We start from the raw sequence: 25,007 nt of genomic DNA on the forward strand, positions 1-25,007 counted from the left end.
TCGCCCTGTTTTTGGCTCTTGTTCTCCTGCGAGCCCCGGAGGCCTGCGTGGCTCCTCGCACGGCGTATCATTGTTCGTCTGGCGGTCTAGGATCTAAGTGTTGTTTCTCCGTTTCCGGAAGATTTATTAATCTCCTCCGTTATCCTATCTAGTTGGGGTTTGGGTGGGTTTGTACTTGTTGATCGTCCGGTACGGCGGGGAGGCTGAGAGGAAGCGCCTGGAGTACGTGCTCGAACGCTTCAAGGATAGGGTTAAGACAGTCAAGCCCGGCGGGTCCGTGGTCCTAATCGACGGTGATCGTGAGGATGTTAAATTTTTATTAGAGGAATTGTTTTCCAGGCTACCCAGGGAGAACGTGGCCTTGTACAAGCTGAGCGAGCCCGACGTAGAGGTCGAGGAGAGGCGCCGGGTCCTAGAGGTCGAGACCCGGAGCCCGGTGGAGGAGGTCTGGGGGGCTATCAGCTTGATCATGGCCAGGCTCAAGGGGAGCCTGGTCAGCGAGGTCCGCGGTAGCCGCGAGTACGTTGTCAGGCCCCGCGGCGGCTATGCGCGCGTCAAGATACACGTTTCTCCTGTTAGCGGGGGCGGTAGCCTCGTCCGTGTAGTCGTTGAGGGTTATGGGAGTGGGTTTGACCGGGTGGTTTCTGGCCTTGTAGATGAGTTGGGCTTGCTGGGGGTTGTGAGGCGTGTCGAGTAGTGGTGGCTGTGATCGGGAGTCTATCCTTGGCTTGGTGGATGTGATCCTACGGGAGGATCTGGAGGGCCTGGCCCGCGGGTATAGTTTTGATGAGAGGCTGGAGTTTTGGAACGACTTGAAGGCCCAGTACAACCAGTACATTAGGGGGTGCGCGGCGCGGTTTAGCAGGGAGATTGACAGGCTTATACGTGGCAAGTTTAGGCTCGCGCAGTTGATGATCGCGGCCAGCTTCAAGGTTAATGGCGAGGAGCTCCCGGAGGTTACTGGTAGGTTCTCCGACGAGGAGTACCAGGTTTTGTTCGATCTTGAGGAATTGAAGGAGCTCGACTTCCTCAGCGTTGACGACCTGGTCGAGTTCATCGAGAGGAGGGAGGGGAAGGTGTATGAGATGGTCAAGAAGTACTATGAGAGGGGCTATCACATGCTCGACACGAAGTGGACCAACATCATGGGGGCCCTGGCCCTTGCTATGGCTGAGCGCTACAAGGAGAGGAGGCTCAAGATAGAGGAGGCGGTGGTTAAGTACATCAGGAAGAAGCCCCTCACCATATTCATAAGCGAGATAGAGGAGGCCGTGAAGAAGGCCCTCGAAGCGGGGGAGGCGAGGAGAGAGGCCTCCCAGACCATCGAGAAGATAGCGGGCGAGATAGACAAGATAGAGCCGGTAATCGCGGGTAGCGGGGGCATAGAGGAGGCCATAGAATCCAGGGAGAAAGCCCTCACAATGATCGAGAAGCTCCTCAAGGAGCTAGACGAGACCAGGGGCAAGCTGAGGGAGAAGGAGGCCGAGCTGGAGAGGCTAGCAAGCCAATACACCGAGTCATCCAGCGCCAGGGAGATAGTCGAGGCAGAACTCGAAGCCCTGAAAGGCCGGGTACGCGAGCTCGAAGCCCTACTAGAAGAGTACAAGGCCGCCGTCGCCACGCTCAAGGCCGAGAAGGAGGCCCTAGCCGAGAGGCTGGAGGAGTTGAAGGCGGGCCTCGAAGGCAGGGGCGGGGGCAACCTGGTCAGCAGGGAGGAGGCATGGGCGCTGGAGAACGCGCTGGTGGAGCGGATAGTAAGGAAGCTGGCCGAGGGAGCAGTGGTCTATGACCCCGTGAGGGGCGAGTCCCGCGAGGTGAAATGGAACAGGAGGGTCTACTACAGCCTCCACGGCGACGGCAAGCCCCAGGGCAGGGGAGTACAACTCCAGTCCCTCAGGGGCGTCTTCAAGAAGAGGAAGGAGCTGGTGGTAGACGCGGTGACGCTAGTCCATAGGGACTCCTTCGACGAGAAGGGGTGGGACCAGGAGCCCGTCGGGCTAGGAGAGGTCATGGAGGTGGTCGAGTCCAGGCTGGAGGAGGCCGGCCGGGGCGGCTACTACCATATACTGGTGTTGAGTAGCCCCACCGGCTTCACTGAGAAGGCCAGGATGTTCGTTGAGAGCAACGACTACCTGGTAAACCTAGCCTCCAGGCACGTGACAGTCTACCTAGTAGACCCCGTCAAGGGCCAGCTCTACTACAATTCCAGGGACGAGGCGGCCGAGGCCAACAAGCACCTAGCAGACCCCAGGCTGCCCGAGGAGAGGGTGAAGAGGGTGCTGGAATACCTGAGGTCGGAGGAGGCCAAGGAGAAGGCCGTGCTGATCGGGGGCGGCTCGCCATTCCTACTGGCAGAGGATATAGCCAAGGCCACCGGCGAGGACCTGGAGATAGTGGCCAGGGCCATGGCCAGGGCCGAGGAGGAGGGGCTGGGCCGGGTGATGGTGACTAGCGACGGGCTGAAGGCCCTCTTCTACAAGCACTAGCGGGGGTGGGTATGGTGTCGAGGCTCGGGGACCTGGACACGAGGGACCTCCTGGAGAAGGCCTATGAGAGGCTACTACCAGCGCTAGGCTACCTCCACAGCAGTCCAGCCGGCTTCGCAGCCAGCGTGATAGTATTCGCCACATGGGTCTACAGGAGGAGCGCCTCCGACAAGAAGAGGGCAGCCGTAGAGCTCGACAGGGACTATGAGAGGCTCGTGAAGCTACAGGCCAGGATAAGGGAGCTGGAGGAGAGGAGGAGGCTCCTCCAGAGGCTCCTGGAGAAGGTCGAGGGCGAGAGGGACAGGCAGAGGATTGAGAGACAGCTAAAGCTGGTTGAGGCCGAGCTGGATGGGCTATACGAGGAGTACGACCTCCTGGAGCTGAGGATAGCGGCTGTGGAGAAGCTGGTGAGGCTCAAGGAGGAGGGAGTCATCAAGAAGATCAAGGACGTGCTCGACGAGATAGAAGAGGGCAAGGCCGACAAGGCCCTCTACGACGTGCTACGCGCCCTAGAAGAGAGGTGGAGGAAGAGGGAGCTAACCCGGAACGTGCTGGAGAGGATAATAGAGGAGGGCTAGCCGGGAGGACCCCCCACACCCGGCGGGGAGGGATGCCCTGCTGGGGTGGAAGGGGGTCCCTCCAATGCCTGGAGGGTCCCTCGACGTGTAGGAGTATGGGAGGTGTATGTGAGCTATGGATATCGGGGGTAAGATTAGGGGCTTCATCCGCCGTGGGGACTGGATTGACAAGGTGAAGGTCGAGGAGCTTGAGAGGGAGCTGATCAAGCTGGACAACCAGATTAGCTTGGCGAGCAAGGAGATCCAGAAGCTTGAGAAGGCGAAGAAGGAGCTCTTCCAGGAGGGCGTCGGTAAGAGTGACGTGGAGAAGCTGCTCCTGGCCGAGAAGATAAAGGATCTAGACGCCGAGATCAAGATGAAGCTCCGCGAGTACAATAGGTTAATGAAGCAGAGGAGGGCCCTGTCAAACCTGATCAGGCTGAAGAAGTGGGAGGCTAGGCTCAAGGAGACCGGTATATGGGAGAAGATCAAGAACGTGGAGCCCGAGAAACTAATGGAAGCCCTCTCCAACGTGCAGTTCGAGGACCAGATGTTCGAGACCAACATAGACAAGATAAACGAGATACTAGGTAGGGAGGCGACCCAGATAGAGGTAGACGAGGGCACCAAGGAGATACTGGAGCTGTGGGAGAAGGTGGAGAAGAGCGAGCTGTCACCAGAGGTCGTCGAGGAAGAGCTGTCGGTGAAGCTGGAGCCGGAGGAAGAGAAGAAGGAGAAGGAGAAAGAAACCCTCTAGCACGGAGCCAGCCGCCGAGAGACTATAGACGCTAAATAACATGAATTTTATTTAATATATGACTAGCGTGGATAAGGGGTGGGGGACCTTATCACACATAGACACGACGGGATTCCTAAACCAGGAGATAAAAAAGGCCAAGAAGCGGATGGAGGCAGCGCTAGCCAAGGGAGACTACTACACCGCGTCAATACAGGCCAAACGAGTATCAGAACTACTACGAGAGCTAGCCAAGGCCAGGAAATGGGGTCAAAAAGACCTACTGAGACTAGCAGAAGAATACAGCCAGCTAGCCAAGAGGCTATCCCAGGGAGAACCCCCAGCCAAGCCCATACCAAGGATACCAGCAAGCCAGCAGCCCACGAAGCCAACCCAAACACCGAGCCCCAAGCCCCAGGCCACGGGGGAGATCGAGGCCCTGGACTCAGAGTTCGACAAGCAGGCCGAGGCCCTAATAGCTAGAGCCGACATCACATGGGACGACATAGCCGGGCTTGAGGAGGTCAAGAGGAGCCTCGTAGAAGCGATATTCTACAGCATAGCCAGGCCCGAGGACCCCGGTGTTAGGGTGGAGCCCCCCAGGAGGTTCCTACTCTACGGGCCCCCCGGCACAGGGAAGACCATGCTGGCCATGGCTGCGAGCAACATGCTAGGCGCCACCTTCATAAACGTCAGCGTTGACAAGGTGCTTTCAAGGTATGTAGGCGACGCCCCCAGGATGATTAGCGCCGTCTTCAGGCTCGCCGTGAGGAGGGCTCCCAGCATAGTGTTCTTCGACGAGGTCGAGACCCTCATGATGAAGAGGGACACGGGCAAGGAGGCTGCCACAGGCCTAGTCCAAACCCTACTAACAGAGCTGGACGGCTTCAAAACCAAGAAGCTAGACAAGCCGGTCATAGTCATCGCTGCGACCAACAAGCCCTGGCTACTAGACGAGGCGATACTATCAAGGTTTGAGAAGAGGATATACGTGCCCCCACCCGACAAGAAGGCGAGAGAAGCAATATTCAGGCTAAACCTGGAGAAGAAGGGGTTCAAGCTGGAAGGGATAACCTACGAGGAACTAGCCGACAGGACCGAAGGCTACAGCGGGAGGGACATAGCAAACGCCTGTAGGGAGGCGATAATGATGATGCTGAGGAGGGCCAACCCCGACATATACAAGCAACTCACAATGATAAAAGACCCGTCCAAGCTCAAAGACGTACGATACAAGATACTACCGATAAAGAGGGAGGAAATACTACAAGCACTAGAAAAAGTGAAACCACCGATAACCCCGGAGGAGCTAGAGAAATACAGGGAATGGGCCCGGCAACACTAGCCAATAACGGGGGCGGCCCCGATGGGGATGAAGGAGATAATACTCCTATGGCAAGCCAAAGACAAGCTACACCAATACAAGCTAAAGCCAGGCAAAACCTACTACATAGGAAGACCCACAATGGAAACACTACAACGACACCCAGACCTATCCCCATTCGGAGTCTACATAATACCAGAAGACCCAGACGAGAAACCACACTACACGGGATACGACACAACACTAGTCTCCCGCCTAGACACGCGGATAGCAATAACCAGGGAAGGTGACAAGATTAAGATAAAAAACCACGGCCCCAAGGGCACGGGAGCCAAAAACCCTACAATCATAAACAACCAAATACTAGCCCCAGGAGAAGAAAAAGAGATAACACTAGACGACACGGGCAACATAAGCCTAGAACTAACAAGCCAGGGCCCAACATTCACAATAGCAGTACGGGAACAAGAAAGAACCAAGATGAGGCTCGAAACGGGGACACCGATAACCCTGCCAAAGACGCTGGCGGAACAGTTGGTGAAGAGGGGACTGGTGAAGGAGGCGGTAGACCTGGGAGACACCATGGAGATAGTGATAAAACCCGAAGCCGGGGACAGCCTCCTAATAGAGCTACTATCAGAACTACTAGGCACCCTAAGGATAGTAAAGACATCAATGGAGAAAATAGCCCAACAACCATCCAAGGAGAAACAAAGGGAAAAACAGAAACAGGGGCTCCAGAGGATAGACATGATACTATCAGACATATACATGACCCTAGACAGGGACCCGGGACAAGCACAAATCCAATTCCAAAGGCTAGAGAAGATAAAAGAATACGGAGAACTCATAGAAAACCTAGGAGAACAAGCCAAAACCACCTACGAAAGCCTCAGAATGCTAATGCACTGGTCAGTGCAATCCCATAAGGAGGAGATAAAACAACAAATAATACTACTAAGAGAGATCATAAAGGAAAAGATACAACTACAATAGCTGGGGAGGACAAACATACGAGCATAGATAGCCTGAATGGTCCGGCCTTTAATTGATATAGGTCTAGGTATAACTGTCGTGAGCTTTTCTAGGCATGAGAGGTTTGGCGTGAGGAGGGCTACGATTGAGGTGGACGAGGAAACAATCCAGAAGGTCTACAAGACCTTCCTATTCATTCTAGCCTCAAAGAAACTAGCCAAACTACTAGACGAGGAAGACGCAAAAGAACTAGCAAATACAATAGAGGAAACCCTATGGAAAAGGTTGCGGTCATAGTTGATGCAAATATACTCCTTTCCTCAGCCATAAGACCCGAGGGCTCGACTTACAGGAGACTCCGAGGTCGCCATACTCGCAGAACTCGAAGACTATATAGGGCATTGGCTCGACTCCATGGCCCGGCACCCTGATAATGTTGGGGTGGCTGAGCCTTGGCAATATCGAATGTTTTACGCGTTTATCTAGGGCGCGTCTCTCGTCAGGTTAGGTTTCTTGTATAGTGGGGCTTGTGTGGGCGGGGTTATGGTATGTTGCATTCTCGGGTTGTGTCTGCCTTGTGTATTTTTGTTTTGGCTAGGTATTCTATTAGTTCTTCTATTATTTTCTTGGTGTTGGATGCTACGATTACTAGGTCGTATGGGCGTTTTCCTCTCCTCTCCTCCTCTATCCTTTCCTTGATCTCGTCTCCGCGTTCTGCTTCGTGTCGTGGAGTGTAGTATACTACCACAAATTTTGTGTCTGGGCGGCATTCTATTATTTCGTCGAGTTCAGAGCTGAATTCCTTGGCCCTCTTTATCAAATCCATGCGGACACCAGTCCTGATCTGGATAGCAACTTTTAGATTGTCAGGGTCTGGTGGGATTGCGCAGTCGATCTCCCGGGTTTTGTTGTTGCATGTGATCTTGATTTTCCCGGCTGGTATGCCGCATTTGTTTAGGATGTTTATTATTTCTTTTTCGATTTTCTTTCCCCTGTAGTGTCTTTTCTGGTGTTCCTCCCAGTTTTTATAGAACTTGTAGAGGACTGTCTCCATGTGTAACGGGTGTTTTAGGTTTTCCATGACGGCTTCTATGAACTTGTCTAGTTTGTCTTGGTCGATTTCTCTTCTCAGGCTGTAGACGTTCTTCAGCCCGTAGAGCCTGTCGAGTTCTCTGACGCTGAATCCGCATATCATCATGAAGAAGGGAATCATTACGTGGGGGTTCCTCTTTATCATTGTTTCTATGTCTGTCTTCGTTGCTTTATCGAATCTTACTAGTAGAGTGTCTTTGTCGAATAAGTTGGAGGTTGCTAGTATTTTTCCTATTCTGAGTGTCATCTCGTCGAGCTCGTTGTAGAGTATTGGTAGCTCGGCGTAGTTTGGGCGTGGGATCTTGGCTAGTATCGATTTAACCAGGTCTTCGTGCTCGTTCTTCAAGGGCTTCTTCCCTCCACGTACCTGTAGAGTTTTCTGCTGGCTGTTGATTCTTCGTAGAGATTATCTGGTATGGGTAGTTTCCTTATGGTGTGGGATTGCATTCTTATGTAGCCGTTAGCGGCTTTCTGAGAGTGGCTTTGTATCCATTCCTTTACGTCGTTGCGTTTTAGGTATTCGAGTAGCTTGGGGATTGCCCCTGGGTTCTTGGGGACTAGGTAGTAGGTGTTGTGTCGTGGGATTATGGTTCCGGTGAGGTCTGCGTAGAATACGGGTTCCTTGGCTAGGTCGGGCCATAGGATTTTTGGCTTGAGCAGGGTGTTCATGGGCGGGTCTTCGTGGAACGCGTACCACTTCTTACCCTTCTCCTGGACGGCCCTCCTCTCCATTAGTGTTTTCCTTTGGTTGGCTAGGTAGTCTAGTAGGGGTTTTGCCTGGGCCTCGTCGAGGAGCCTTCCGTCATCGTCATACGGCACTAGGATAATATTGGGTAGCTTTTCCGGGTCTATCGGGTTGAAGGGCTTGAACATGGCGAGCTCTCTGCCGCTGACTGAGGGGTACGCGTATCTCTCCAGGTTGCTGGGTAGCTTCTCCCGGGGGATTATGAAGACTTTGTCTCTGCCAGTCGCGATCCCCGGGCTTATCCTTACCGCGACCTCTTCTAGCCTGTGCCTATACTTCATTATCTCCCTGTTTTCTAGCTTGTGGAGTGCTATCGTTTCGAGCCAGGAGCTCCCGTCAACGGGTAGGTTTAGCGCGAGCCTGCTCCCGTCCCTGAGGATTATCCTCGTCTTCCCCTGGGTTTTTGATTTTTCTATGACCGTGATGACTGGGTAGGCTAGGATGCCGCCGAAGGCGTCCTCGTCGATGAACTCTATCTTGCATACGCATTGCCTTGCCAGTAGCCTGCGGAGCTCCCTGGCTGAGAGGGTGTAGAGGTATTTCTCGGGGGTTACGAAGACCAGCCTGCCCCCGGGCTTGAGTAGCTCAAGTGCTTTCTCGAAGAAGAGCATGTAGAGGTCGAAGCGCCCCCGGGCGCTCCTAAACATGCGCCTATAGATCCTCCTCTTACCGGCATCCATTTTCTCGTAGGAGATGTATGGAGGGTTACCGATAACGTAGTCAAAGCGCCCCAGTGTCTCCGTGTCGAGTAGCAGGAAGTCCGCGTTGACGATCCTCACACTACCGTATCCGCTGAATGCTCTTGATGTAAGCCCGGCGAGCCCGGGATCAACCTCGACACCAACAACCTCGGGCAACCCATACCCTCTAGACCTGCAATACTCTATAACCGCCCTGATGAAGACCCCACGGCCCGAGCCAGCATCCAACACCCTAGACCCACGGCCAGGCGGCTTACCATGGAACAGCTCGGCGACCATCCTCCGGGCCAGCCAATAGGGCGTTTCAACCCTCCCCTCATACCCCCTTACAACGGCACTCCCCATAGCCCTCCAAACCTCCACTCTCACTCACGAGCCCGCCGGGTCCTCTGGGGTCCTTCAGTCCTCCCTCGCTCCATTCAATCATGCGACCCTCCAGATACACCCCCGAGGGGCGTGTCTCCCAGTTTATATCGTGGCTGGGCGGAAATTAGCCCTTCCCCTCGCCCCGGGTCTCGCGACCTCCACCAAAGGGATTACCTTACCTGGTGTTTCCCCGAGTCGGGTTTTTGAGGGGAGTCATGGCTGTAGATGTATTAGTTTTCCAATAGAGTTTCCTCTATACCTGGAAGCCCACAACAACTTAATATACTATAGTCATTATATTACTTTTTAAGCCTATCTATATAGGTGATGAAGCGATAGTGATTGTAGCTGGTGATTATATTGTGTCTCAGGCGGTTGGTCTAGGTGAGATTATTTCGAGGATCAAGGAGTCCTTGAAGCAGGGAGGATATCTCATGGATATAGCGTCGGAATTGATGATTATCTCCCAGTTATGGATCGAGGACGGCAGGGCGAACGTTATAGTATGGATGCCCGATATAGATCCGCAGAAGGGCCTCAAATATGTTCAGAAAAAGATAGTTTATGACCTAGAGAATGATCAGATAATCGAAATAAGGGATGTACAGCATTGAGCACAGGGAAAAGGAATCTAATTAAATTCAAGAGTACTAATCGATACAAAACCCTTATACAGAATCATAGTCGCCAAAACACGAGTAGGCGTGAAGGGAAACCTCGAATATGGAGGAGAACTTTCAAAATACTTAGAGAAGATGAGGATGCCGCTCGCATCCACGTGGCCAGTGTTCACTGAGACGCTCTACTTCATTTATCGCGACCTTAAAAAGAGAAGAGATTTCAATTTAAAATTAGAAGATATTAAAAGAATATTTAAATCCGTCGAGGAACTCAATGTAGAATTTCACAAAGTCCTAGACAAACTCACAAAGGATTTCGACCTAGCAGATACCACGCTCCTCGAACTGGCTAAGAAAACACCTGTCACACTAATAACCGAGGACTACAAGCTGGTTAGGAAAGCCCGTAGCATTGGTATAACAGCATTCACTCCATACGAATTACTAAGTATAGCCATCGAAGACGAAGACCCCGCATAGGTGAGACACTAACCTAGGCGCTGGGCTATAGTTGTTTGTAGTGGGTTGCGAGTTTTGTTAGGGTTTCGAGTGGGTTGCCTGTGGAGGTTATTGTCCTGCCTATGATTTCGTAGTCTGCTCCTGCCTTTATGGCGGTTCCTGGCTTTGCGCCTTGAGCTCCTATTCCAGGGGCTAGTATGGCTCCATGGTATAGTTGTCGGGCTCTTGTTATTAGGTGGGGTCTTGTGGCTGGGGCTACGATGCCCCATGCCTCGATCCTTGAGGCTATCTCGATTAGCTTGTCTAGCAGGGGGTCCATCGTCTCCTGGGCCCCGGGGTTACTCATTGCAACGACTAGTACGAGCTTCTTGCCTAGCCCGTCTAGGTATTCCTTGAGTTCGTCGAGCGCGCCCTTGATCCCAGGGAAGGCGTGGGCTATTACCGCGTCAGCCCACTCTACTACGTGGCTGGAGACGAGCTTCATAGTGTACCCTATATCGGCTAGTTTTAGGTCCGCCACTAGGAGCGCGGGCTTGCACGCCTCCCGGAGCTTCCTCCAGCCGTTTGGGTTTGCCAGCAGGTTGGGGAGCCCTATCTTGAAGCCGCTCACTAGGCTGCAGGCTTCTTCCGCTAGCCTGGCGGCTTTCCCCGTGTCTCCCATGTAGGCGTCTAGGCCTATTATGACTGGGAGGGGCTTCAAGCTAGAACGCCTCTAGCAGGTCGCTGGCCTCGTCGGCCTTCTCCATGTGCTCCCTCCACTTGTCTACTAGCGGGTAGTCGCTTCCACGCGGCTTCTCGTCGGGCGGGCAGAGGTCTACCTTGACTATCGCCGGTAGCTTGGCCATCTTCCCTAGGACTACCGCCTCTCCGGGGTTGAGTGTTGGCAGTAGGCTTGCTATGTCGTCGCTCATCTCCTCGCTGGCCCTCTGCACGTACCTTATGTCCTCGGGCTCGACCATCCTCAGGACTATCTTGTTATTGGTCTGGCTCAGCACGTTGGGGTCAACGTTCTTGGGCCTCTGACTGACGAGCACCAGGCCGACCCCGAACTTCCTGCCCTCCCTGGCTATCCTAGCCGCCCAGTACTTTGAGAGGGTCGAGTCGTCCCTGGGCACGAGTATGTGGGCCTCCTCGATCACCGTTATGACAGGGTAGGGGAGCCCCTCCCCGGAGCCCCCGAGCTTCCTCTCCGAGAGTATCCTCCTGAGGTAGTGGCTCACGACCGCGTCAGCAGCCTCCTCGTCGAGGCTAGACAAGTCGAACACGGTCAACGCGCAGGGAGGCATCACGCGGGCCAGGCTAGTGTACATCGTGGCGTCAAGCACCTCAGAATACCTGTCCTCCAGGTCCTCCAGCCTCGCTATAGCCCCCTCCAGCCCGTCCTCCTTGACGTGGCGCGGCGGGTGGAGCTGCTTCTCCACAACCACCTCCGCGGCAATCGAGGCCAGGGTCTGGGGCATGTACCTGGAGAACCAGCCGGTATATTGGGTCTTCAAGTTGTGCTCAGAGGATACCAGCCCCTGCTGGCCCATAGACTTCAGGGCCCTCTCCCTCATGCCCTTGTCGCGTAGGGCCTCCAAGAGCATCCTGGCGAGCTCCGTTATCCTGTCATAGGGCTGGGTGGTCTTAGCCATCACCTTATAGTAAGTGGCTATGGCGAGCTTCCAAGCCCACTTCAGGTACCTCCTCTGGTTCGTGGCCGACTCGGCCACGTCGGCGAGCTTGTAGAGCTCCTCTATGCTTATCATGGTCGGGTTGAGCCTGGGCTTGTGGACCACGACCCGCGCATCCCTCAGGTTCAAGTCGGTATACTCCCCGTGCATGTCGAAGACCACCATGGAGCCGCAGAGCCCGCCGACAATCCTCTTAGCCAGTATACACACAGTGTTGCTCTTACCGCCCCCCGTCACGGCCAGTATAGCCAGGTGCCTGCTCAGGGCGTTGGCGTCGATATGGTACGCGACCCCGCTATTATTGACCAGGTGCCCCAGCCTAATCCAGCCCTCCCCACTGGGAGAGAATATCTCCGACAGGTCCCCCGGGTCGGCCCTAGCCACCAGGGAGCCCGGAGCTATAGGGGTCTTTGGCGATACAACCCTCTTCCTCGCCACCAGGGGCTCCAGGAGGGCGAGCCACCTGATACTACCCCTACTATAGACGTCCTCCCAGTTGGCGTTCACAGTCCACTCCGATATGTGGTGTACAGCCACGGGGTCCGTGACGGTTGGAGGAAGCATCCTGTGTCCGCTCCAGACGTTCTCGACTATGCCGAGCACACAGCCCTCGGGCCCGCGCCCCACGACATACTCTCCAGCCCTAACGAGGCCTCCCGCCCTATCGAATATGACCAGGCTCTTGACAGGCGACGACTCGCCCACGATCCAACCAATACTCTCGCCGAGGCACTCTCCAGCCATAACCCATACCCTCCTAGTATCTAAGCTTGCTCCGAGCCATCGGTTCAAGCTCCAAGCCGACCCCCCGGGCCACGGCCAGGGCCTCCTCCGGGAGTATGCGCGCGTGGTAATGGGCCATTATGAGGGATAGGGGGTAGCCGTCTACTAGGGGCGTCGAGACGGCCCTAGCCAGGGCCTCCTCCACGAGCCTGTAAACGTCGTCCATCGTCTCTGGGGGGTCCCTCATGTCGAAGAGCAGGTTGGCCAGCATGAAGGGCCTCCCCCGGGCCAGCCTGACATAGAACTCCACGGCCCCAAGCCTCTTGACGTAGAAGTCGTAGAGGCCCAGCTCCCTGGGATAGAACCTGGGCTCACCGTCGCCGGCCTCCACGGGGCATATGGGCCTCGCCCCCTCAAGCCGGCCCCCCCTCTTGAGCCTGGTTATCTCATAGGCCCCGCATAACACGCCGCCCTCCCAGGCTATGTATCCTGGATCCGGGTTGCCCCGGTGCAGGATCCTCAGGTAGTATAGGTCGCTGTGCTTCTCGCCGCAGAGCCTGGTGCTGGTGCTGGTCTTCGAGAGGAATAGCGGCATCCCGCCCCCGGCCCAGGCCGATTCTATGGCCCTCATGTAGAGGTATAGCTTCTCGACGACCTCAAGCGTGGTTATCCACTTACTCCTCCTCAAGTCACCCTCGGCGAGCCTCTTGGCGGCGAGCTCCATCACCAGCCCCGGGACCATGGGCCTAGCGGGAGCCCTGGCTATGAACTCGCGCACGCAGTCGTCTCTCCCATTACACTGCAGGTGGGATAGGGAGTCGAGCCCGTAGCCACTGTTATAGTAGTTCCAGAGGATGTCCCTGGCCAGGGGCAGGTCCCTCCCTATATCGGGCTTCTCCTCGTCCCCGAAGGAGACGGCGCCCGGGCTCCACCACCTGATCGCGTTCCTAATACTGCCGTCGAAGTATACTATGCCCGCCTCCCGGGCGAGGTCCCGTCCCCCCGGTATGCCGTCTCCCACGAGGCTGGCCGCCTCCAGCACCTCTCGGTATATGGTGACCCTGTAGTCGGGGTGGTGGGGTGGTATGAGGATCCCCATCCACGCGTCCCCCTGCCCGTAGCCGGCCTCGTGTATGTAGGCCCAGGCTTTGACAACGTAGAAGGTGTAGTCGTTGTGGACCCCCACATAGTTCCCCCCATCGACGGCCGCGTGCCCCTCGACGGGCTTTGGAGGGGGTAGGGGGCGTAGCTCCTGGCCCTTCGGGCAGAGGTCCTTTAGGCTAGCGTACTCCCGCTTCTCGTCGAGTATACCGGCTATGAGGTTCCTGGCCATGCGTATCCTGCCGGCGGTGTAGCGGTCTATCAAGTTATGTGGCCCTCCTGAGGGGTCTGGCTAGTATATGCTATGTGCAGGGTAGTACCTAATTAACCTCTGGAACCGCCCTTCTCCTTCTCCCCCTTGGCTCTGCCCTGCTCTGTTTGCGCTTGCATGAGCCTCCTCCTATCCCTTATCTCCCTGATCCTCTCCCCGGCCTCGATTATCCTCATCCACTCCAGTATCTCGCCTGGGCTCCCATCCTCCATGAGCGTCTGCACCTTCCGGGCGGCGTAGTGCTCGACCTCTCTAACTATACTGTCTACCTCGACCTCCCTGGCCTCCTCGTCGCTCCGAACCATGATAATGCGCCCGTGGACAGGGCATACTACCTCCCCGCTACGCAGCCTGAACAATGGGAGGCCGCATATGGGGCAGGTCTCCGATAGCATGACGGCGCCCTGCATCATCAGCTGGGCCATCTTCTTTACCACGTCCCTGTCACGGTAGAGGTCCTTCTTGCCCGCCATTGACGTCGACCTCCTCCCTCCAGGGGTAGCCTGTGGGCTTGTAGTTGTTAAAGAATAAGGGGGCCGGCGTGGGAGCCTGTCTAGGGGGATTGAATGAGGGGCCCGCTACTGCCCCAGGAGTATGTGGCTAGGAGGATACTGCCCCTGTTAAGGGGAGCCGTTGCATCATGCCTCTACGCTAGGGGCGTGAGCCAGCATAGGATATCGAGGCTCCTGGGCGTGAGCCAGCCCATGATCCACAAGTACCTGAAGCACGGGCTCGACCGTTACCTCGACATGCTCGCTGGCGAGGGGATCGCGAGGGGGACCCTCAAGCTACACCTAGACATACTATGCAACAGGGTTACAAGGGGCGATAGCGGGGAGATCGCGTTAACCGCCAACATGCTGGCCCTGCAGTCGAACTACTGCAGGGGGAATAGGCTGTGCGAGGCGACCCTCAAGACGGGCGAGCCACCGGAGATACGCCTCTACTACGAGGTCCTTGAGAGGCTCCTAGACCTCCCCATTAGGGACTCGATCCCCGAGGTCGGGTCTAACCTGGCCTACGCACCCAGAGGCTCCGAGTCGGTAGAAGATGTGGTTGGGCTGGATGGGAGGATAGTAAAGGCAGCCACGGGAGTCATAGTAGCCGGCTCGCCGATCAAGGGAGGCTCCAAGCATACGGGTAGGGTCGCGTTGAAGTACTCCAGGTATTGGGGGAGCGACGCGTGGGCCACTGTGCTTAGGTACACGCCTAGGGCGGCCAGGATCGCTGAGGCCCGGGGGGACGTGGCCTTCGAGGTCGAGCTGGGCGAAGGGGTCGAGCCCGTCATATATATCGTGTCGAGGGACCCCCTAACCCTGATAGAAGTGGTCCGGGACCTGGTGGGATCCGGGTAGCGATATAACCTGCTGCGGCTCGTCCTGGCTGGGTGGCGATGAGCGGACCAGCCCCCTCGACCCCGGGAGGGCCTTCCCCCCGAGGGGATGGAGTGACACGAGCGTGGCGAGCCTTTCTATCGCCTTCGGGTTATTTGTTTTAATCGGCTGCCTGTTATATTTATAATATTAATTATTAGACTATATTTAAGGGATATATATTCAGCATATACGGTTAACGCCTCTATAAACTTATATATGTCGATAGCACTCTGTGATATAACCGAATACAAATCATAAGTTATGGGTGTAAATCTTGAATAAAAAACCCCTCAAGGCAATCCTCGCACTCCTACTAATAGGCATGTTCATAATACCAGCAGGATCCGCATTAGCCAACACAAGCACAGGAGGACAAGTCAAAGCCACAGCAAGCCTGCCAGAAGACCTAAAAGGCATTCTATCAAAATACGGAATCAACCTACCCGACGAGGCTGTAAAGGTCCTATCGGGAGGCGACAGCGTGAAAATCAACAATAGAGGAGTATACCTTAACAGGCACTACATAGGACAGGACAAAGAGCTACAGCCAATCCGCACGCCTGATCTAACCGCTAGGGCTCCAGAGACCTATAGGGCGAAAATACTCCTGCCGACAGGAGACACTGCAATTGTAAACTACAACGAGAAGGACGGGTTTACCGTCAACATCAAGGGAGACCACAGGATAGCCAGGGAATACTACCTAGCCTCGCTGCCAAACCACGTATACCTGATCCCAGCCGGGATCGACATGAAGAAACTCGACATTAACTTATTCGACATAAAGTACCTAGCCGAGAACGACTACGGCCAAGAGATCCCAGTGATACTAAAGTACAAGGCCCCAGGCAACGACCCAGACACTATAAAGGCGATGGGCGACGCGATAGCCAACACCCTAAGATCGATGGGAATAGAGGTGAGACACGTCTACAAGCTCATCCCAGCAATAAGCCTAACCCTAAACAAGGACAACGCAGCAGACTTCCTAAAATGGGCCGAGAGTAATCCCAGCGTAGAGAAAATCTACCTAGACGCCAAGGTAAAGGTAAACCTCAACGATAGCGTGCCACTAATCGGAGCCCCAGAGGCGTGGAACCTAGGCTTCAATGGCTCCGGGGTAAACATAGCGATACTAGACACCGGGGTCGACTGGACCCACCCTATGCTAGACGACTTCGACAACGACCCCACGACGAATGACACGAAGGTCATAGTCAAGAAGAGCTTCGTCGAGTACCCAAGCTCCGAGGCCAACGACCCAATGGACTACATCGGCCACGGAACCCACGTGGCGTCGACAGCGGCTGGCACTATATGGAACGCGACGGTACCCGACTCTGGCGGGATAAGGACTCTGATCAACGCAACCTACGACACCCCTGTATACTCAAATCTAACACTATACTTAGAGGATCTAGAGGAGAACGACGAGATATACTATGTTTATGAGTTCGTAGTCGTTGGAAGCAGCGACGGGCGACTATACAACTACACTGGAGAGTCAAACCACGTGATCGGATCCGCCCTAAACAGCACCTTCGCATACGATGCCGACGGAGACAACCAGACAGACCTCTTCAAGCACATCTACATATGGGCGTTCTCAAGCGATGACGACACGCTAGCGGCACTGCTAACAGGGTTTAACACGAACACAGGCAAGAACGACGTCCTAGTGGGCTATGATCACCTCGGCCCAGGCGTGGCCCCAGGGGCATACATATGGGCCGTAAAGGTCCTCAACAAATACGGCTGGGGCTATACCTCATGGATCATAAACGGCATAGAATTCGCCGCCCTAGGACCAGACGGCACTCCAAACACCGGCGACGAGGCCGATATAATCAGCATGAGCCTCGGCGCCGATATACCAAGCGACGGCACAGACCCGCTAAGCTTAGCAGTAGACTACGCATCAAGCCTAGGAGTAACCGTTGTAGTAGCCGCTGGCAACGCCGGGCCAGGATACGGGACAGTCGGAATACCAGCATCTGCCAGATCAGCCATAACTGTGGGAGCGGTAGACAAAAGCCTAACGCTAGCCTGGTTCAGTAGCCAGGGCCCGACCCTCGATATGAGGATTAAGCCCACCGTGGTAGCCCCTGGCGTCAATATACTCGCTGCACTACCCGGTAACAGCTGCGCTGCACTATCCGGTACTAGTATGGCTACTCCGCACGTCTCAGGGAGCGCGGCACTACTAATACAAGCCTACAAACAGAAATACAACATGACGCCAACGCCACAACAAGTCAAAGACCTACTAGCATTGACTGCCATGGATCTAGGATATGATGTATTCCACCAGGGCCTGGGGCTCGTGCAGGTCCCAGACGCTATAAACGCGTCACTCATAGTAGACCCCGTGACGAGCAACTACATTGGAACGCCCGGAGACCTTGTCAACATGACCTTCACGATAACAAACCTGGCATCGGCCAGCAAGAACCTCACCGTAACAGTGCTCGTAGAGGACTTCTTGGCCTCTACAGTAGTGGCTTCAACCAGCAGCCAGTTAATGCTCGGTCCGCTGAACTCGACCCCGTACAACGTGTTATTGAACACTACTGGATTCAGCAAGGGCCTCTACATCCTATACCTAACTGTACACGATGATACAGAAAACAAGACGTACCGGGCTCTAGCCTCCATAGCGCTATTGAACAAGGTGGTAGTCAACCTGTACTACGATGACGGGTCTCCTGGCAGCTACGAGGAGGTAATCCTCTTCAAAGACAGCTATACCAGCCCGGTTGAAGCGTCGCTATTCCTCGGGCTAAGGCTCTCAAACGAGAACGGCACCCTAGTGCTATACCTGCCAGACGGCTTGTTCCACCTCATATGGATACCCTGGGATACATACGAGCCAACATACGTCGTGGCTGATGTTAGCGTGAGCAACGATACTGTAGTGGACATGTATGAGAACTCCACGATGCCGTTAACCTTCGACGCCGGCTTCACGGCCAAGTACCTGGAGGACTTCTACCTCATAGGGAAGAGCGACATAACTATCGGAAACTATACGGGCTCCATCAGCATAGGCCACCTAGGCTATCTAGACGAGACGACCAGCCCGCCCGTAGTCTACGTGACGCCAACCCAGCTTGAGAGCGTGTGGAGGGTCAAGTACGTACCCGGCAACGAAGATGCTGCGTCTGCGAGCACGTTCTACGATATAATAACGCCGCTAGACCAGACCCTCACCCCAATAACAATACAGCCAGACTATAACACGACCGCCTCAAGAATAACCGCCTATGGAACAGACGGTGGAGCATACAATGAAACCTACACCAGCCAACACGGATTCAAGCGTGGAACACTGATGTGGGGCTTCTCAATGGCATTCCTACTACCCATCACCTCTCCGTTAGAGAGGCTTGAGGTGTTGACAGGAAACGCATATTATATAGGGATGTATGACATCGACGATATAGGTCTATGGTTCGTCGACGACGACATGAAGTTCTACGCGGCTGGTGAAAACGCGTTCTGGGGCTATGGCCTGCTACCACTACAGGCTCCACACGTCAAGTTGATTCCAGGCTATGCCGGCTTCGACTACATCTATACCGAGCTTGGCATGGACTCTCTAGGAAACCAGATCTGGTTCGACTATGGATACGTAGAGATCTACTTCAACATGACGCCACTCTACATGGGAGCAGCTGGCGACTTCATCTACATGGCCATCCCAGCGACGCCCGGGACATTAACAATCTACGTCGAAGACGCCTTCATATACCCATACCTGTCATACTATACCTACGGCCTGGCGCGATACACGGCAACCGGCTCCTCGCTCGAAGGATTCAACGGGTTCCACATACTATTTGACCGATACATGCTAAATGGCACCATAGAGGCTGACGAGTACAACCAGGTAACTGGCAGGCTATACGTGCCTGGCACATACAGTAACATAACAGGATTATCCATGAGCATAGCTGACTCCGACCTCAACACAGCAAACGCGAACCTAACCGAAGTAGAGCCTGGAGTATACAGGTTCACCGTAGCTATACCGTCCGGCTTCATCCTCGGCCCGGTAAGCATCTATCTAAACGTGACCACGGCCAACTTCACAGAGACCAGATGGTTCGGCACACTAGACGCCTTCGCCGTAAAAGGAATCCCCATATATACTGTCGGGCCGGAGGGTAGCGGGGCAGACTTCACCAGTATAGCAGACGCAGTCGAGGCGGTGCCTCCAGGATCCATAATAATGGTCTACCCTGGAACATATTATGAGCCAGTGATAGGCATAACCAAGCCCTTGACCATCAAGGCCATGGACCCGAGCAACCCACCGGTAGTGAACGGCGTGGTGCCATTCCTAGTATCTAAGACCGGCAAGGTAGGCCTCTACAACATGATAATCAACGCCAACTCTATAGGAGTACTATCCTACGAGGGCATGGTAGACCTAGAGAACGTCACCATAAACTCGGGATCAGTCGGCCTATTAGCCTCCAAGTCAAGCATAGAAGCCAACAACCTCGGCATAACAGGGACCGCGAGCGACGCGATAGGCCTATACCAGTCTAATGCAACCATCAAGAACGCCCTAGTCACGGGTGCAGGTGGAGCAGGGCTATACGCATACAAGAGCACCGTAGACGTCATGGACTCAAGCTTCACCAGCGGAATGTGGGGTGTAATGCTCCAGGCATCGAATGCGATGCTCAAAGGCGTACTACTGGCTGGCAACACCAATGAGGGACTAGTGGCCCTGGAGGACTCCCAGGTAGAGGTCTACGACTCCACGGCCACGGGCAACAACATAGGCGTGTTCGCGAGAGACCAGTCCAACATGCTGGTAGAGGATACCAGCATCACCGGAAACGCCTTCGCCGGGATAGCTACAAGCGAGGAAGCAACGCTAAACGGAGTAGAAGTATTCGTGTCCGACACTCTGAATGGAGCCATACTCTACAACGGGCCAAGCTCCACATCGTTCTCACTACTCCTACACAACTCGACAATATCCAACTGCATCTTCGGCGTAGTCACAACCAGGCAGTCGCAGGCAATGCTCGACAACGTCACCATACAGAACTCCACGACGCTAGCGATACTAGCAATAGAATCCTCAAGCGTGCTAGCAGCCAACAGCGTGATAAACGGTAGCGACTGGGCCGGCGCGGCAGCCTACGGGAACGCCTCCATAATAGTGGAGGACTCGTATATAACAGGGACCGCGTGGGAGGCGCTACTAGCCTTCGACAACTCGGCTGTAGAAGTCAGCAGCTCGGAGATCCACAACACCGGGAGAGGAGGCGGAGTCCTCGGCAACGCGCTGCTCTCGGTAGAGGCTACTAAGATAATGAACACACTCTACGAGGGCATAATAACATCTGGTAACGGCAGGCTGGTGATCTACGACTCCCTGATAGACGGGTCTGGCACGCTAGGCATACTCTCATTCGACACGAGCACCGTGACGGCCAGGAACGTGACTATAGCCAACCCAGGATGGGCTGGCATAGGACTATTCCACAACTCACAGGGCACCATACAGAACGTTGCAGTACTCAGTAGCCTGGCGAACGGTATAATCCTGCTAGACAATGCCAGTGCCACGATAACCAACTCCACCCTGGCAGGCAACTCCTGGGGCATAATGGTCTGGGGCACGAGCACCGCCACGATACACTACACGCTCATAGAGAACAACACGTGGGACGGGCTAGCCGTCTTCGAGCGAGCCAGTGTAACCATAACCAACAGCACCATAGTATGGAACGCCTACGGCATATCAGCTTATGGCAACGCTACGGTAGTTGCCCACTACGACTCCATCTACGGTAACGTCTACATAGGTGCACACGCCGAGGAGTCCTCTTACATAAACGCTACCGAGAGCTGGTGGGGAGACCCGTCAGGCCCGAACGCGCCTGGAGTCAACCCGGGAAGCGGTGACCTGGTGACCGGGAACGTGGACTTCACCCCGTGGCTGGCCTCGCCTCCACAAGCGCCAAACCCAATATAACTTTATTTAACACAACACCTATTCTTTTTTACATACTTAGGGAACAGTTAAACCTATAATTCAGGTTTTAATAATGATACATGGGCATCACACTACCCGGGTGCACGAGATGAACACGAAAACACTAAAGACGACGGTGATAATCCTACTCGCAATCCTCTCGATCCAACACGCCCTAACAGCCACATCACAATACGCCCCGCCAATACCGCCGGAGTCAATAGTAGAACACCACACAACCGTATCATACTCCAGCGCTGAAGCCGAGGAGAAGGTGGAGATAAACGTCTCGAAGTTCGACCCAGAGCAGCCGGTCAAGAAGATAGAGATGGGGTTCAAGAAGCCGGTCAAGACCGTGCAACTCGACCTCTACGTGCTCAAAAGCCTACCACCAGCACTACCAACCATAGAAGGAGTCAAGCCCGTATCCATAGTAGCTATAGTGGCCAAGGAGGAGGTAATCAACCTAGCCACACAGTCAAAGCTAGTCATAGAGGTCAAACAGAAGCTATCGCCCCAGTCGCTAGTCGTATACGTGTGGAACGGCCACGAGTGGGTTGAAGTCAGGCCAGACGTCGTCAGGGCCGAGGCCGGCAAGACTATAGTGGAGGTCGGGGTGCCGGGCATAGCCAACTACCTAGTAGTCGGCGTGAAGACAGCTCCAGTAACCACCACGACAACTACAACCACCGGAACTGCAACCACTACCACCGCAGCAGCGACCACTACCACCACGACAACCGGGAAGCCCGCGAAGCCCAGCAACGCGCTCAAGATAACGGCGGCCGTCGCCGTAGCGATAATAGTTATCCTAGTGGTAGCAGTCTACTTGAAGGGAAGAAAATAAACCCCTCATCTTTCTCCAGCCTACAACCAGCTAGGTGGACCCACCTATGGGTATAAACGATGAGCCAACGACGCGGAGGATAGAGCTGGCAACTCTGGGACTCTTCATCTACATAACCTCCTGGCTATGGTACGTTAACAATAATCGCGCATGGCTACCCACGCTCACAGCAACCATAGAATGGCTCGAATCCCCCCACATAACCTACGGCGGAAGCCTACACCCTCCCCCGGTCCCAGTCGATGCAGCGATACCAGTAGCCATAGCCCTACTCGTCGCATGTATGTTGGTAGGCGCTAGGCCGTTAACCGAGTTCCTGGCATCCGCCACGCTAGTATTCATGGGGATAACCGGCTGGACCACAATGGTCCTCGGGATACTGGGACACGCCGACAGGATGGTGATTGACGCGGCCATGGCCCTGGAACTGGCGGCCGCCCTAGTCCTATTCACAAAGTTCAAGTGCAGGGGTAGTAGTGGGGATGGCTCCAGTATGGGGAGGAGGTTTTCGCTGGCGGAGCGGTTAATCCTCCCCGTAATACTGCTTGCGGTGGCGATGTACTTCTGGCACTCCCTGTTATACCCGGTTGACGGGTGGGACGAGCTAATCTACCACGCCACGATGGCCAAGGTACTCTACCTATACCACGGGTTTCCAACCCTGGTGGGTCCCTCTGTAGGTATAGAGATGAGCTCCAACTACCCAGCACTCTACCCGTCTATAGCGGGCTACTTCTACATAACCACGGGCATGGTCGACGACTTCTACCTGAGACTCGTATCCCCCCTGGCGGCGGCCATAACACTATACTACACCTATAGGATCGCGTCGCATATGGAATGGATGAAGTACCCCCTGCTAGCCCCATTCATACTAGCGATAACTCCAGAGTTCGTCAACCACGCGTTCCAATCCAACAACTACATGCTGCTAACAGCGTTCTTCACGATGACGCTATACCACACGCTACGGTACAGGGGCTCCAGGGACTATAGGATCCTGATGCTCCTCGGGCTCACAATGGGGTTCATGGCGTCGACCAACTACGAGGGAATACTCCTAGCCGCGATAGCCCTAGCCCTAACACTGTACTGGATGAAGCCTGGCAGGGGCGAGTGGAGGCGCCTCCTCTACCCCTCACTCCTGCTAGCCGCGGTAGCCGTGCCATGGTATGTCCGGAATATAGTCAGGGTGGGGGACCCCCTCTATCCATTCCTAACGAACATGATAGGACTACACACGACAACCCTCTACCTGCTCCGCAGGACAATGGAGGGTATAAAGAGCGTCAGCATGTGGGTGGCCTTCGGCAAGCCCAACCCAGGCCCGCTGGACTACCTCTACCTACTGACGAGCCACAGGGGCCTATACCCCTCGATAGCCCTAGCACTCTGGGCCAGCATAACGCTCCTCCTAGCCTCAAAGAGGAGGAGCCGGGACACGGGTCTAATCCTAGCAGTCCTAGCGGTCATAACGGTGTTCGCGGTCAACGGATTCTTCCTAAGATACCTGCTCCCGGTAATGCCGGTCGCAGCCGCATACACCCTATACCTCGTGAAAGACGCGTTTCCACGTGGAGGCGGGGATGGTCTACGAGCTAAGATTGCTGTTGCCACGGTACTGCTCGTGATCGTGTTGCCTGGCCTCCTCTTCCCGGGCCTCCCAGTCCTCATAGGAGGGCGTAGCTTCATATATCACAGTCCCCAGATAAAGCCGGGAGGCGACTTCACATACTACATAGCACACCCGGGCATGGACTGGACGGAGCTTATGAAGCACGAGTACGGTGAAGACGCCTATGCGTGGATATGGCTTAACGAGCACCTCAAGCCGGGTCAGAAGATACTGACAATGGACCACAGGATATACTATGTGGCCGGCGGGGACCCCCTAGCATTCATATTCCTGGACTCGGACGAGGCAATCCCCCTCATAACAATGAACGACCCCAAGGCGGTCCTAGACTGGCTCCGGGAGAGGAACGTGGAATACATATTCCTCTCAGGCTACCCCCTGCCAGCCCACCTACAGGAGATACCATTAGTCAAGATGCTCGGCTCACCCCTCTTCCCCGTGGTGCACTGGGCCTCGAATCCGGGGTCGAGGGTGTATCATGTGGGCCCGGTGAGGACCCCTATAACCAGCCAGGAGGAGGTATACATAAACACCGACCAGTGGCTCGGCCCAGTCGATATAGCCGGTAGAAGGGCCATGTACGTTGGCCCCATAGAGACCCTGGCCCCCAGGATATACGTCTCGGCCGACTGTGCATACGTCGTGAACGTCACCTACCTCGACAGGGGAGAGGGGGCTTTGGACATCAACCTCTACTCCCCTAGCAAGGATAGATGGTACCTGGGCCTAGCCAACATATTCACCCGCAACACGAGCGAGTGGAAGACCATATCCTTCATAACGCCGCCAGACCCGGCTGGATACGTGGTGCTCGGACTCCACGCCTACAGCTACATATACATATCCAATATAACGGCCGAGCCAGTCACCGAGTGGGACCGCTACTGTCTATACAACGTGTCGAACAGGTTCAACTACGGCATGAGCCCGCCGGCGATAGTAGTGTACCTCCCACCCCTCACCATGGGCGACAAGATAATAGTGGAGGCGGAGTCAAACATGAACATAAGCGTAGAGGTATTCCAGGGCCTGATAGGCATAGACGAGATGACCAAGTGGTGGGAGAAACACCAGATCATAGCCAGGAACCCACAGCTACCAGTAATGGGAACCCACAACCCAACACTAGAATGGTCTCCAAACCAGCCAGGCCTCTACACGCTACTAATAGTCCAATGGAGCCAGCCCGAAGACAGGGAGGAACCACTCCTAAAAATATCGATATCGGCGGCGATAAAATAGTCCTATTTTAAGGCGTGATATGAGAAGACAACCCATAAACCGTTAATACTAAACCAATCATAAAATTTAATAGTGGGGC

At 54.9% G+C, this 25,007-nt stretch carries 19 protein-coding genes; 13 read left to right on the forward strand and 6 right to left on the reverse strand.

Annotated features, from left to right (window positions below; all coding sequences use genetic code 11):
* Positions 1–175 precede the first annotated feature (175 nt).
* The 7 genes from F7C38_02755 (at position 176) to F7C38_02785 (ending at position 6,375) form a co-directional block, all read left to right on the forward strand.
* Complete coding sequence (locus F7C38_02755) at positions 176–697, forward strand: hypothetical protein (GenBank protein MCE4600470.1); 522 nt, start codon at positions 176–178, stop codon at positions 695–697.
* The gene (locus tag F7C38_02760; GenBank protein ID MCE4600471.1) at positions 687–2,486 is read left to right on the forward strand and encodes a hypothetical protein; all 1,800 of its coding nucleotides are present in this window, start codon (positions 687–689) and stop codon (positions 2,484–2,486) included. The genes F7C38_02755 and F7C38_02760 overlap by 11 nt, the downstream gene beginning before the upstream one ends.
* Before the next feature lie 14 nt (positions 2,487–2,500).
* On the forward strand, positions 2,501–3,064 hold the full coding sequence (locus tag F7C38_02765; GenBank protein ID MCE4600472.1) for a hypothetical protein: 564 nt from the start codon (positions 2,501–2,503) through the stop codon (positions 3,062–3,064).
* A 115-nt stretch (positions 3,065–3,179) separates the two neighbouring features.
* Positions 3,180–3,800: a hypothetical protein gene (locus tag F7C38_02770; protein MCE4600473.1), complete on the forward strand. Its 621-nt coding sequence runs from the start codon at positions 3,180–3,182 to the stop codon at positions 3,798–3,800.
* 67 nt (positions 3,801–3,867) lie between these two features.
* Positions 3,868–5,124 carry an ATP-binding protein gene (locus F7C38_02775; protein ID MCE4600474.1) on the forward strand — a complete coding sequence of 419 codons (1,257 nt, stop codon included), beginning with the start codon at positions 3,868–3,870 and terminating at the stop codon, positions 5,122–5,124.
* A gap of 21 nt (positions 5,125–5,145) precedes the next feature.
* The gene (locus tag F7C38_02780) at positions 5,146–6,099 is read left to right on the forward strand and encodes a hypothetical protein (protein MCE4600475.1); all 954 of its coding nucleotides are present in this window, start codon (positions 5,146–5,148) and stop codon (positions 6,097–6,099) included.
* A gap of 78 nt (positions 6,100–6,177) precedes the next feature.
* Positions 6,178–6,375 carry a hypothetical protein gene (locus tag F7C38_02785; GenBank protein MCE4600476.1) on the forward strand — a complete coding sequence of 66 codons (198 nt, stop codon included), beginning with the start codon at positions 6,178–6,180 and terminating at the stop codon, positions 6,373–6,375.
* Positions 6,376–6,619: 244 nt separating this feature from the next.
* Here F7C38_02785 and F7C38_02790 read toward each other — a convergent pair whose 3' ends face one another.
* Positions 6,620–7,516: a hypothetical protein gene (locus F7C38_02790; protein ID MCE4600477.1), complete on the reverse strand. Its 897-nt coding sequence runs from the start codon at positions 7,514–7,516 to the stop codon at positions 6,620–6,622.
* Positions 7,513–8,985 (reverse strand): class I SAM-dependent methyltransferase, encoded by a 1,473-nt coding sequence (locus F7C38_02795; GenBank protein ID MCE4600478.1) that lies wholly within the window; start codon positions 8,983–8,985, stop codon positions 7,513–7,515. The genes F7C38_02790 and F7C38_02795 overlap by 4 nt, the downstream gene beginning before the upstream one ends.
* A 359-nt stretch (positions 8,986–9,344) precedes the next feature.
* On the opposite strand from F7C38_02795, the gene F7C38_02800 reads away from it, so the two are divergent.
* Together F7C38_02800 and F7C38_02805 are read left to right on the forward strand one after the other, a co-directional pair.
* Positions 9,345–9,596, forward strand: coding sequence for a hypothetical protein (locus F7C38_02800; GenBank protein ID MCE4600479.1), 252 nt, complete (start codon positions 9,345–9,347; stop codon positions 9,594–9,596).
* Positions 9,597–9,686: 90 nt separating this feature from the next.
* Positions 9,687–10,082 carry a hypothetical protein gene (locus tag F7C38_02805; protein ID MCE4600480.1) on the forward strand — a complete coding sequence of 132 codons (396 nt, stop codon included), beginning with the start codon at positions 9,687–9,689 and terminating at the stop codon, positions 10,080–10,082.
* Positions 10,083–10,107: 25 nt separating this feature from the next.
* Here F7C38_02805 and pyrF read toward each other — a convergent pair whose 3' ends face one another.
* From pyrF to F7C38_02825, 4 genes are read right to left on the reverse strand one after another with little or no spacing between them, the layout of a single operon-like run.
* The gene (pyrF, locus tag F7C38_02810; protein MCE4600481.1) at positions 10,108–10,761 is read right to left on the reverse strand and encodes an orotidine-5'-phosphate decarboxylase; all 654 of its coding nucleotides are present in this window, start codon (positions 10,759–10,761) and stop codon (positions 10,108–10,110) included.
* A 1-nt stretch (position 10,762) separates the two neighbouring features.
* Positions 10,763–12,478, reverse strand: a complete 1,716-nt coding sequence (locus F7C38_02815; protein MCE4600482.1) for an ATP-binding protein — start codon at positions 12,476–12,478, stop codon at positions 10,763–10,765.
* Between the two features lie 13 nt (positions 12,479–12,491).
* Complete coding sequence (locus F7C38_02820; protein ID MCE4600483.1) at positions 12,492–13,823, reverse strand: DNA double-strand break repair nuclease NurA; 1,332 nt, start codon at positions 13,821–13,823, stop codon at positions 12,492–12,494.
* Between the two features lie 59 nt (positions 13,824–13,882).
* Entirely contained in the window at positions 13,883–14,302 is a 420-nt protein-coding gene (locus tag F7C38_02825) for a hypothetical protein (GenBank protein MCE4600484.1), read from the reverse strand.
* A gap of 93 nt (positions 14,303–14,395) precedes the next feature.
* On the opposite strand from F7C38_02825, the gene F7C38_02830 reads away from it, so the two are divergent.
* The 4 genes from F7C38_02830 to F7C38_02845 all read left to right on the forward strand — a co-directional run bounded on the left by F7C38_02830 (position 14,396) and on the right by F7C38_02845 (position 24,928).
* Positions 14,396–15,184, forward strand: a complete 789-nt coding sequence (locus F7C38_02830; GenBank protein MCE4600485.1) for a hypothetical protein — start codon at positions 14,396–14,398, stop codon at positions 15,182–15,184.
* 295 nt (positions 15,185–15,479) lie between these two features.
* Positions 15,480–21,203, forward strand: a complete 5,724-nt coding sequence (locus F7C38_02835) for a S8 family serine peptidase (protein ID MCE4600486.1) — start codon at positions 15,480–15,482, stop codon at positions 21,201–21,203.
* 109 nt (positions 21,204–21,312) lie between these two features.
* Positions 21,313–22,050: a hypothetical protein gene (locus F7C38_02840; GenBank protein ID MCE4600487.1), complete on the forward strand. Its 738-nt coding sequence runs from the start codon at positions 21,313–21,315 to the stop codon at positions 22,048–22,050.
* A gap of 46 nt (positions 22,051–22,096) precedes the next feature.
* Complete coding sequence (locus tag F7C38_02845; GenBank protein MCE4600488.1) at positions 22,097–24,928, forward strand: glycosyltransferase family 39 protein; 2,832 nt, start codon at positions 22,097–22,099, stop codon at positions 24,926–24,928.
* Positions 24,929–25,007 lie beyond the last annotated feature (79 nt).

This window comes from Candidatus Thermodiscus eudorianus (assembly GCA_015521085.1).
Taxonomy (GTDB): Archaea; Thermoproteota; Thermoprotei_A; order Sulfolobales; family Acidilobaceae; genus Thermodiscus; species Thermodiscus eudorianus.

Bases quoted from the DNA above. Each gene is read 5' to 3' on its own strand.
- F7C38_02815 (MCE4600482.1), bottom strand. From the start codon at position 12,478: ATGGCTGGAGAGTGCCTCGGCGAGAGTATTGGTTGGATCGTGGGCGAG.
- F7C38_02770 (MCE4600473.1), top strand. From the start codon at position 3,180: ATGGATATCGGGGGTAAGATTAGGGGCTTCATCCGCCGTGGGGACTGG.
- F7C38_02845 (MCE4600488.1), top strand. From the start codon at position 22,097: ATGGGTATAAACGATGAGCCAACGACGCGGAGGATAGAGCTGGCAACT.
- F7C38_02840 (MCE4600487.1), top strand. From the start codon at position 21,313: ATGAACACGAAAACACTAAAGACGACGGTGATAATCCTACTCGCAATC.
- F7C38_02780 (MCE4600475.1), top strand. From the start codon at position 5,146: ATGGGGATGAAGGAGATAATACTCCTATGGCAAGCCAAAGACAAGCTA.
- F7C38_02825 (MCE4600484.1), bottom strand. From the start codon at position 14,302: ATGGCGGGCAAGAAGGACCTCTACCGTGACAGGGACGTGGTAAAGAAG.
- F7C38_02830 (MCE4600485.1), top strand. From the start codon at position 14,396: ATGAGGGGCCCGCTACTGCCCCAGGAGTATGTGGCTAGGAGGATACTG.